The organism is Actinomadura soli (assembly GCF_005889715.1).
GTDB lineage: Bacteria > Actinomycetota > Actinomycetes > Streptosporangiales > Streptosporangiaceae > Spirillospora > Spirillospora soli.
This window is the reverse complement of record NZ_VCKW01000275.1, coordinates 1-10440: the sequence shown is the minus strand read 5'-3', so window position 1 is coordinate 10440 and position 10440 is coordinate 1. Positions and strand designations below refer to the sequence as shown.

Sequence of the window (10440 nt, the reverse complement as noted above, 5' to 3'; positions counted from 1 at the left end):
GAACCCCGCGGCTTCCGCCTTCCCGGAGCAGGTGCTGTTTCTCAGCTCTTGCGCGCGTATCAGTGCCCGCGGGCGGGCTTGCGGTTGCGCTACCCTTTGATGTATGTCGGCACGGCTGCTCCTTGAACGACCACGTTGACGGACTGACGTCAACGTGGTGGCCCCTCCTGCGCGAGGGGTCCTTTCATGTCGGAGCACGGCCCACGACCATTTGCAGCCAGCGAACGAGCAAGAAACCGGAGTCTGGAAGCGTGAGCAGCGACGAGCACTACGACCCGCGGGCGGTTCAGGACAAGTGGCAGGCCCGCTGGGCAGAGCTCGAACCTTTCGCGGCCGACGAGAAGAACGATGTCGATGAGCGCCGCTACGCGCTGGACATGTTCCCCTACCCCAGCGGTGACCTGCACATGGGCCACGCGGAGGCGTTCGCCATCGGGGACGTCCCCGCGCGGTACTGGTTCCAGCGCGGCTTCAACGTCCTGCACCCCATCGGCTGGGACTCCTTCGGCCTGCCCGCCGAGAACGCCGCCATCAAGCGCGACTCGCACCCCGCCGAATGGACGTACGCCAACATAGACACACAGGCGTCCTCGTTCCACCGCTACGCCCCGTCGTTCGACTGGACGCGGCGGCTGCACACGTCCGACCCCGAGTACTACAAGTGGACGCAGTGGCTGTTCCTGCGCTTCTACGACCGGGGCCTGGCCTACCGCAAGGGCGGCCACGTCAACTGGTGCCCGAAGGACCAGACCGTCCTGGCCAACGAGCAGGTCGTCGGCGGGCACTGCGAGCGCTGCGGGGCGCTGGTCGAAAAGCGCGTCCTGACCCAGTGGTACTTCAAGATCACCGAGTACGCGGACCGGCTGCTGGACGACATGGAGCAGCTGGAGGGCAAGTGGCCCGAGCGCGTCCTGCTGATGCAGCGCAACTGGATCGGCCGCTCCACCGGCGCCGACGTCGACTTCGCCATCGAGGGGCGGGACGAGCCCGTCGCCGTCTACACCACCCGGCCCGACACCCTGTTCGGCGCGACGTTCATGGTCGTCGCCGCCGACGCCGCGCTGGCCGAGGAGATCTGCGCGCCCGACCAGCGGGCCGCGTTCGAGGCGTACCGCGAGGAGGTCTCCCGGGAGAGCGAGATCGAGCGGCTGTCCGCCGAGCGGGAGAAGACCGGCGTGTTCCTGGGCCGCTACGCGGTCAACCCGGTCAACGGCGAGCGGCTGCCGATCTGGGCGTCCGACTACGTCCTGGCCGAATACGGCCATGGCGCGATCATGGCCGTCCCCGCGCATGACCAGCGCGACCTGGACTTCGCGCTGAAGTTCGGCCTGCCCGTGCGCGTCGTCGTCCAGACCGGCCTGCCCGACCCGGCCGAGACCGGCACCGCCACGCCCGGTGACGGCGAGATCGTCAACTCCGGTCCCATCGACGGGCTGACGAAGACCGACGCCATCGCCCGCATCATCGAGATCCTGGAAGAGCGCGGCACGGGGCGCGCGGCGGTGAACTTCCGGCTGCGCGACTGGCTGGTGTCACGGCAGCGGTTCTGGGGCTGCCCGATCCCGATCATCCACTGCGAGCCGTGCGGCGAGGTGCCCGTCCCGGACGACCAGCTGCCGGTGACGCTGCCGGACGGGCTGCGCGGCGCCGACCTGGCCCCGAAGGGCACGTCGCCGCTGGCCGCCGCGTCCGACTGGGTGAACGTCGAGTGCCCCAAGTGCGGCGGCCCCGCCAGGCGCGACACCGACACCATGGACACGTTCGTCGACTCGTCCTGGTACTTCTTCCGCTACTGCTCGCCCGGCTACGAGGGCGGCCCGTTCGACGTCGAGCAGGTCCGCAGGTGGATGCCGGTCGACCAGTACACGGGCGGTGTCGAGCACGCCATCCTGCACCTGCTGTACAGCCGGTTCTTCACCAAGGTGCTGCACGACATGGGCATGGTCGAGTTCACCGAGCCGTTCCGGCGGCTGCTGAACCAGGGCCAGGTGATCAACCAGGGCAAGGCGATGTCGAAGTCGCTGGGCAACGGCGTCGACCTGGGCGAGCAGATCGCCGAGTTCGGGGTGGACGTCGTCCGGCTGGCGATCCTGTTCTCCGGCCCGCCGGAGGACGACATCGACTGGGCGGACGTGTCCCCGCACGGCATGTCGAAGTTCCTGTCCCGCGTGCACCGCATCGCCGCCGAGGTCGCGTCCGCGCCTGGCGTGGACGCCGCTTCGGGCGACCCGGCCCTGCGCCGGGTCACCGCCCGGACGGTCCACGAGGCCACCACCCTGATCGAGACGCAGCGGTTCAACGTGGCCATCGCACGGGTCATGGAGCTGGTCACCGCGACCCGCAAGGCCATCGACTCGGGCCCCGGCGCCGCCGACCCCGCCGTCCGCGAGGCCGCCGAGGCCATGGCGGTCCTGCTGTCGCTGTTCGCGCCCTACACCGCCGACGAGGCGTGGGAGCTGCTGGGACGGACCGCGCCGGTCATCCGGGCGGGCTGGCCGTCCGCCGACCCGGCCCTGCTGGTGGAGGAGTCGGTGACGTGCGTCGTCCAGGTCGCCGGCAAGGTCCGTGACCGTCTGGAGGTCGCGCCGGGAATCGCCGAAGCCGATCTGGAGCGGCTGGCGCTGGCGTCCACCAAGGTCCAGGACGCGCTGGGCGGGGCCGAGATCGCCAAGATCATCGTCCGCGCACCCAAGATCGTCAACATCGTGCCGAAGCGCTGACCATCCCGCCGGGCCTGAGGACCACCCGAGCCTGAGGATCACCGGGCCTGAGGACCACCCGAGCCTGAGGATCACCGGGCTTGAGGACTACCGGAGCCTGAGGATCACTGGGCCTGGCGGACGGAACCGCGAGGGGCCCTGGCGCGGGCGCGTCCGGTGGGGCGCGCGGCCCCGGGGTTGCGGGGCCGCGCGCGTGTCACATCTTGCGCAGGACGGCGACGACGCGTCCGAGGACCGTCGCCTCGTCGCCGGGGATCGGCTCGTACGCCTGGTTCTGCGGCAACAGCCAGATGTGGCCGTCCTCCCGGCGCTTGAACGTCTTCACCGTCGCCTCGTTGTCGATCAGCGCGGCGACGATGTCGCCCTGCTCGGCCACCGGCTGCTGCCGGACGACGACCCAGTCACCGTCCGCGATCGCGGCGTCGATCATCGAGTCGCCGGTGACCTTCAGCAGGAAGTGGGTGCCCTCGCCGATGAGCTGCTTCGGCAGGGTGAACACGTCCTCCACGGCCTCCTCGGCCAGGATCGGACCACCGGCGGCGATCCGTCCGACCAGCGGCACGTACGCGGGCGCGGGCTGCGTGGACGCGGGCTGCCCTCCCGCCTCGTAGGCCTCCTCGTCCGTTCGCACCGGCGTGGCGCCCGGCACCCGCACCTCGACCGCGCGCGGTCGGTTGGGGTCGCGGCGCAGGAAACCCTTGCGCTGCAGCGCCCGGAGCTGGTGCGACACGCTGGAGGTGCTGGTCAGGCCCACGGCCTCGCCGATCTCACGCATCGAGGGCGGGTACCCACGGCGCTGGACCGAGTCGCGGATCACCTCCAGCACCATGCGCTGCCGTTGCGTCAGCCCCGTCTCGTCCATGGGGCCGTCTGGCAGCTCCCGGACCTTGCTCATCGCTCGTCGCCTCCCGGCGCCTCGATCGGTCACTCCTTGTCATGGAACCTATCGCGTCGGAGCCCAATGATCAAACAATTGTTCGAAGTGGTGCTCGCTTTTTGTCGGCGCCTCCTGGTAGAACATCGTACAGGCGTTCGATCGAAAATGCATTCGACGTCGAGGAGGGGAGAGATGTCGGGTTCACCCCAGAGTGACCGTGCCCCGATTCGCCTGACCCGGCGGGGGCGCGCGGTCCTGGTCCTGTTCGCCGCGACGGTGACGCTCATATGCCTGTGGCTGACCGTGGGGCCCGGTGCCTCCGCCGGCGGCGGTGAGGCCCGTACCGGCCCGTCCAAGCCCGCCAGGACGGTCGTCGTAGAACGCGGCGACACCCTGTGGAACATCGCCGCGGACGTCGACCCGGGAGCCGATCCGCGCGTCGTCGTCCAGCGCATCATCGACCTCAACGGGCTGGGCGGCGACCCCACGGTCCAGCCGGGTCAAGAACTCCGCCTCCCCGCCTCCTGAGCCACCACCCGGTGGGAGTGTCGTCCGCGACCGCATTCGCTTCTGGTGCCCGCGCGGGCCCCGTGTGTGCGGCCTGGTGCGGGCCCGTGCGCGGCGCCGTGCGGGCCCGTGCGGGCGCGACGCGGTGGCGCTGGACGGCCTCGGAAGCACCGACGGCGCCGGGGATGTGGGAGATGCGCCCGGTCCCGGGAGGGGCGATATAGGGGGTGATCTGACGCTCTGTGACCGACGAGGACTCCGCGTGACGACACGCCCGGGACGAAATCGAGGAGGGCCGGCCTGACCTGGACGGACGCGCCGGATGTGATCCATGAGGCGTGAGATCAGGTTGCGTACGCCTGCGGCGAGTCGTACCGTTGGACCACAACATCTAGTAGTCACACCGATGTACTTCACCTATATATGGAACTGTTCAGCGGTGTGAAGCGTTATCGTCAGGGGAGGGATCAAACGTGCACTGCCCGTTCTGTCGCAACCCTGACACCAAAGTGATCGACAGCCGCTCGACCGACGACGGGGGCGCCATTCGACGCCGCCGCTCGTGCGCCGAATGCGGTCGGCGATTCACGACGCAGGAGAATGTGCTCGTCATGGTGGCCAAGCGCAGCGGCGTCACCGAGCCGTTCTCCCGGGAAAAGATCATCGCCGGTGTGCGCAGGGCCTGCCAGGGCCGTCCGGTCGACGAGGATGCGCTCGCGAAGCTGGGACAGCGGGTCGAAGAGGAGATCAGATCCTCCGGCTCCGCGGAAATCCCCTCGCACGAGATCGGCCTCGCGATCCTGGGGCCGCTCGGCGAGCTCGATGAGGTCGCCTATCTGCGATTCGCCTCGGTCTACCGGGGCTTCGAGTCGCTGGACGACTTCGCCAAGGAGATCGAAACACTGCGGAAGGCCGGTTTCTCGGGGGAGTCCGGCCCTCCTCGGTAGGGCGGGTTCCGGAAAACACAGCAGCACACCTAACTAACAGCAGCACATGTAAGAGCGTCCCCGCGCTGGGCATGCCCCGCGCGGTGGTGAGGTTGTTCCTTAACAGGGCCCGGCGGGTGGGCCCGAGAGGGGGAAGGTCATGACGGAGACGGTGAGCGGCTCGGCGGCTCGGCGCGGCAAGGGGAGCCGCAAGGGGCTGAAGGTCGAGCGCATTTTCACCACCCCCGGCGTGCATCCGTACGATGAGCTGCGCTGGGAACGTCGTGACGTCGTCATGACCAACTGGCGCGACGGCTCGGTCAACTTCGAGCAGCGCGGCGTCGAGTTCCCCGACTTCTGGTCGCTGAACGCCGTCAACATCGTCACGTCCAAGTACTTCCGCGGCGCGGTCGGCACGCCGCAGCGCGAATGGAGCCTGAAGCAACTGGTCGACCGGGTCGTCCGCATGTACGTGGACACGGCTCTCAAAGAGGGCTATTTCGCCACCGAGCAGGACGCCGAGATCTTCGACCACGAACTGAAGTACGCCCTCGTCCACCAGCTCTTCAGCTTCAACTCCCCGGTCTGGTTCAACGTCGGCACCAAGTCCCCGCAGCAGGTTTCGGCCTGTTTCATCCTGGCGGTGGACGACACGATGGAGTCGATTCTCGACTGGTACAAGGAAGAGGGCGTCATCTTCAAGGGCGGCTCCGGCGCCGGCCTGAACCTGTCGCGCATCCGGTCCAGCAAGGAACTGCTGTCGTCCGGCGGCACGGCCAGCGGGCCCGTCTCGTTCATGCGCGGCGCCGACGCGTCCGCCGGAACGATCAAGTCGGGCGGCGCGACGCGGCGGGCCGCGAAGATGGTCGTGCTGGACGTCGACCACCCCGACATCCAGGAGTTCATCGAGACCAAGGCGCGCGAGGAGAACAAGATCCGCGCGCTGCGGGACGCCGGGTTCGACATGGACCTCGGCGGCAAGGACATCGGCAGCGTCCAGTACCAGAACGCCAACAACTCCGTCCGGGTGTCGGACGAGTTCATGCACGCCGTCGAGTCGGACGCCGAGTTCGGCCTGCGCGCCCGGATGACCGGCGAGGTCGTCGACATCGTCAAGGCCAAGGACCTGTTCCGGCTGATGGCGAAGGCCGCCTGGGAGTGCGCCGACCCCGGCATCCAGTACGACGACACGATCAACGACTGGCACACCAACCCCGAGACCGGCCGCATCACCGCGAGCAACCCGTGCTCGGAGTACATGAGCCTGGACAACTCGTCCTGCAACCTCGCGAGCATCAACCTGCTGAAGTTCCTCACGGCCGCGGGGACGTTCGACGTCCAGAAGTTCGTCAAGCTCACCGAGCTGATCATCACGGCGATGGACGTGTCGATCACGTTCGCCGACTTCCCGACCGACAAGATCGCGGAGACGACCCGCGACTACCGGCAGCTCGGCATCGGCTACGCCAACCTCGGCGCGCTGCTGATGGCGACCGGGCACGCCTACGACTCCGAGGGCGGACGGTCGCTCGCCGCGGCGATCACGTCGCTGATGACGGGCGTCGCCTACCGCCGGTCCGCGGAGATGTCCGCCGTCGTCGGCCCGTACGCGGGCTACGCCCGCAACGCCGAGGGCCACAAGCGCGTCATGCGCAAGCATGCGGCCGCCAACGACGGCATCCGCACGCTGGACGCCATCGACAAGGAGATCCACGCGGCCGCCGCGAAGCAGTGGCAGGAGTGCCTGAAGCTCGGCGAGAAGCACGGCTACCGCAACGCCCAGTCCTCGCTGCTCGCGCCCACCGGCACGATCGGGCTGATGATGGACTGCGACACCACCGGCATCGAGCCGGACCTCGCGCTGGTGAAGTTCAAGAAGCTCGTCGGCGGCGGGTCCATGCAGATCGTCAACCAGACGGTGCCGCGCGCGCTGGAGAAGCTCGGCTACCAGCAGGAGCAGATCGAGGCGATCGTCGAGTACATCGCCGAGCACGGCCACGTCGTGGACGCCCCCGGCCTGCGCACCGAGCACTACGAGGTGTTCGACTGCGCGATGGGCGAGCGGGCGATCAGCCCGATGGGGCACGTCCGGATGATGGCGGCCGTCCAGCCGTTCCTGTCCGGCGCGATCTCCAAGACGGTGAACATGCCGGAGCAGGCCACCATCGAGGACATCGAGAAGGTGTACTTCGAGGGGTGGCGGCTCGGCCTGAAGGCCCTGGCGATCTACCGCGACAACTGCAAGGTCGGCCAGCCGCTGTCGGCCGCCGGGAAGAAGGACGTGGCCAAGGAGGCGCCCGCGGAGGCCGCGGGCGCGACCCGTCCGGTCCGCAGGCGGCTGCCGAAGCAGCGGCCCGCGACCGTCACGCGGTTCTCCGTCGCGGGCGCCGAGGGCTACATGACCGCGTCGTCCTACCCGGACGACGGCGTCGGCGAGGTGTTCCTCAAGCTCGGCAAGCAGGGCTCGACCCTCGCGGGCGTGATGGACGCCTTCTCCATGGCGATCTCCATCAGCCTGCAGTACGGCGTCCCGCTGGAGACGTGGGTGGAGAAGTTCACCAACATGCGGTTCGAGCCCGCCGGGATGACCGACGACCCCGACATCCGCATGGCCACCTCGGTGATGGACTACATCTTCCGCCGCCTGGCGCTGGACCACCTTCCCTACGAGGAGCGGGCGGGTCTCGGCATCCTGACGGCGGCGGAGCGCGCCATGCAGGCGAACGGGGAGGACCCCGCCGCCCTGCACTCCGAGGACGAGGTCGACCACGAGTCCCTGGCCCAGTCCGCCGCGATCGCTCGTCCCGCGCCCGTTGCGTCGGCCCCGGCTGGGCAGGCCCGCTCGTCCATGGAGGTCATCGAGTCCCGTCAGGGACGCACCGCGGACGCGCCGCTCTGCCTCACCTGCGGCACGAAGATGCGTCCGGCGGGCAGCTGCTACGTCTGCGAGGGCTGCGGCTCCACCAGCGGCTGCAGCTAGTCCCCGGGCGGGTGCGCCCGCGTTCGGTCCATCCCCCGCTCGCCGCGCACCCGGCGGGCGGGGGATTCGTCCGTCAGGCCGAGTCGTCCTTGTCGGCGTCGTCCGGGGCGGTCTCGGCCGGGCGGGCGCCGCGGGCGCGCTGCCGCCGCCCGGCCTTGCGGGGGCCCGCCACGAGCAGGTCGTCCTCGGAGCCCTCGGCGAGAGCGGGAGGGCCCGCGGGCTCGGCGGGCTCGGCCGGCGGCTGGTTCTTCGCCGATCGCCGGGCCCGGTGTTTCCTGCGAGGTTTCGCCTCGGTCTGGGGATCGGCCTGGGTTTCGTTCTGGGTTTCGGCCTGACGGAGCGATTTCACGAAGCTCGCCGCGTCGTCCTCGTCGTCGTCGGACCGGCGCAGCCGCTTCGTCACGATCCACTGGTCGAGGGTCAGCCGGCCGCCGGCGCCCGCGGCGAACAGCAGGCTCGCCAATCCGAGGACGAGGACGAGCTCGTAGCCGTTCTCGACCGTCGCGCCGTCCACCATGAACAGCCCTTCGCCCGCGTGGACGAACACGAACGCGCCGGCCATGTCCGCGAACAGCAGCAGGCCGGTGACGGGGAGCGCGAGCCCGGCGATCAGCGCGGCCCCGCCGAGGAGCTCGGCGAAGGCGGCGTAGACGGCGGCGGCCGTCGGCAGCGGGACGCCGAGGTCGTCGAACGAGCGGCCCGTTGCCGTGATGCCCGCCTCGATCTTCTGCCAGCCGTGCGCCATGAACACGAGGCCCACGCCGAGTCGCGCGAGGACTGCCACGACGTCGTACAACGGTCGAGGACGCATGCCGTCGCTCCTTGGGTGCGGTGAGGCCCGGTTCGATCGGAGAGTATGACGGCCTTCGTGCGGATTCGGCGACCACTGCAGGTGAGGGCGGGTGCCAGACGTCCCGGACGGGGTGTCAGCGTTCGGTTTCGGCGGTTTGGGCCAGCGCCTCGGTGACGGTCCTGGTGGTGTGTTCTATGGCTTCGATGCCGTCCCGCATGGTCGGGTTGCGTTCGGAGAGGGCGGCGATCAGGTAGCGGTGGCCGGCGTCGCCGACGATGCCGATGCTGTTGACCGTCCAGCGGCCGCCGTGGACGTCGCGCGGCAGCCAGCCGTTCTTGACCTCGGCCTCGGCGCCCGCGGCACTCACGCCCCATGCCTGGTCCGGTGCCACGTCCCGCATCAGGCGGCGGACGTAGCGGCGACCGCCGGGGGCGAGAGGACTTTCCGGCGAAATGAGCGCGGTCAGCAGCCGGATCTGATCGGCGGCGCTCGTCGTCATCGAACCCCACGCGCCGCCCGGGCCGGGGTCGGTGTCGCGAAGGCCCAGTTTCTCATTGGCGGACGCGAGACCGACGGAACCGCCGATGGCGTGCCAGAGCGCGGTAGCGGCGGCATTGTCGCTCAGCGTGATCGCGCGCTCGGCCAAGCCCTTCTCGGCGGACGTGAGCGGATGTTCCGCCGCTGCGCCTTCAGCAGCAGCGCCATCACGATATCGACTTTGACGATGCTGGCCGTCGCCGTTCGCAGGCCCTTGCCGTAGGAGTACGAGACGCCGATGGTCAGGTCGCGTACCGAAAGCGAGAGACGTCCCGGACGGTCGTCCAGGTAGTCGCGGAGAGCTTGCGTGAGCGCTTCGCGTTGCGTGGCGGTGAAGGTGAACGTGGGCGTCGGTCTCTGTCGCGGAACGGGCGTCGTCGCCGCAATCGTAGGGACGGGGGCGGGCGCGTACACGAATGTCGAAGAACCGGCCGCGAGGACGGCGGACACCGCGAGCAGGGCGACGCTGAGGAGCCATCCGCGCCTCACGGCGGTGCGGCCTCCGACTGCATGATCGCGAGTGTCGTGAGAGCGCCGTTACCTTGGTGTTAACCGTCTGCCGCCTGCGAGGAGAGTGAGCCGCGTGAAGAGCCACCAGTACGAGGTGTCGGTGACCTGGACGGGCAACACCGGGACGGGGACGAGTTCCTACCGCGCCTACGAGCGGGCCCATGAGGTCCGGGCGGACGGCAAGCCGCCGATCGCGGGCAGCGCCGATCCGGGTTTCCGTGGCGACGCCGCGCGGTGGAATCCGGAGGAATTGCTCGTCGCGTCCCTCTCGCAATGCCACATGCTGTGGTTCCTCCATTTGTGCGCGGTCGAGAAGGTCGTGGTCACCGCGTACGAGGACAGCCCGCTCGGCACCATGGTGGAGACTCCTGACGGTGGCGGGCGGTTCGAGGAGGTCGTCCTCCGGCCACGGGCGACGCTGGCCGATCCGGGGCAGGCCGGCCGCGCCGCCGAATTGCATCACCGGGCGCACGAGCTGTGCTTCATCGCGAACTCGGTGAATTTCCCGGTCCGCCACGAACCGAGTTTCTAGGGACTGACGTTCGCCGGGCCGAGTCCGGTCAGCGGGTGCGGCCGCGGGGCTTCAGGGG

General features: G+C 69.4%; 9 protein-coding genes. 5 read left to right on the top strand and 4 right to left on the bottom strand.

All coding sequences use genetic code 11. The features are described from left to right. Nucleotides 1-251: 251 nt before the first annotated feature. The gene (leuS, locus tag ETD83_RS34700) at nt 252-2720 is read left to right on the top strand and encodes a leucine--tRNA ligase (RefSeq protein WP_138649440.1); all 2469 of its coding nucleotides are present in this window, start codon (nt 252-254) and stop codon (nt 2718-2720) included. Between the two features lie 196 nt (nt 2721-2916). Here leuS and lexA read toward each other — a convergent pair whose 3' ends face one another. Then, on the bottom strand, nt 2917-3615 hold the full coding sequence (gene lexA, locus ETD83_RS34695) for a transcriptional repressor LexA (RefSeq protein WP_138649439.1): 699 nt from the start codon (nt 3613-3615) through the stop codon (nt 2917-2919). A 174-nt stretch (nt 3616-3789) separates the two neighbouring features. Between lexA and ETD83_RS34690 the strand changes: the two genes are divergently transcribed. From ETD83_RS34690 to ETD83_RS34680, 3 genes are all read left to right on the top strand, one after another. Beyond that, nucleotides 3790-4125 carry a LysM peptidoglycan-binding domain-containing protein gene (locus ETD83_RS34690; RefSeq protein ID WP_171064608.1) on the top strand — a complete coding sequence of 112 codons (336 nt, stop codon included), beginning with the start codon at nt 3790-3792 and terminating at the stop codon, nt 4123-4125. 452 nt (nt 4126-4577) lie between these two features. After that, complete coding sequence (gene nrdR, locus ETD83_RS34685; RefSeq protein WP_138649437.1) at nt 4578-5051, top strand: transcriptional regulator NrdR; 474 nt, start codon at nt 4578-4580, stop codon at nt 5049-5051. A 139-nt stretch (nt 5052-5190) separates the two neighbouring features. Beyond that, nucleotides 5191-8010 carry a vitamin B12-dependent ribonucleotide reductase gene (locus ETD83_RS34680; RefSeq protein ID WP_138649436.1) on the top strand — a complete coding sequence of 940 codons (2820 nt, stop codon included), beginning with the start codon at nt 5191-5193 and terminating at the stop codon, nt 8008-8010. A 73-nt stretch (nt 8011-8083) separates the two neighbouring features. Here ETD83_RS34680 and ETD83_RS34675 read toward each other — a convergent pair whose 3' ends face one another. The 3 genes from ETD83_RS34675 to ETD83_RS43070 form a co-directional block, all read right to left on the bottom strand. Then, on the bottom strand, nt 8084-8821 hold the full coding sequence (locus ETD83_RS34675; RefSeq protein ID WP_138649435.1) for a DoxX family protein: 738 nt from the start codon (nt 8819-8821) through the stop codon (nt 8084-8086). Nucleotides 8822-8936: 115 nt separating this feature from the next. Further along, nucleotides 8937-9449, bottom strand: a complete 513-nt coding sequence (locus tag ETD83_RS43075; RefSeq protein ID WP_171064607.1) for a serine hydrolase — start codon at nt 9447-9449, stop codon at nt 8937-8939. Then, nucleotides 9425-9790 carry a serine hydrolase gene (locus tag ETD83_RS43070; RefSeq protein ID WP_171064606.1) on the bottom strand — a complete coding sequence of 122 codons (366 nt, stop codon included), beginning with the start codon at nt 9788-9790 and terminating at the stop codon, nt 9425-9427. Before ETD83_RS43070 ends, ETD83_RS43075 begins: the two co-directional genes overlap by 25 nt. Before the next feature lie 133 nt (nt 9791-9923). On the opposite strand from ETD83_RS43070, the gene ETD83_RS34665 reads away from it, so the two are divergent. Next, on the top strand, nt 9924-10382 hold the full coding sequence (locus ETD83_RS34665; RefSeq protein WP_138649433.1) for an OsmC family protein: 459 nt from the start codon (nt 9924-9926) through the stop codon (nt 10380-10382). Nucleotides 10383-10440: the final 58 nt, after the last annotated feature.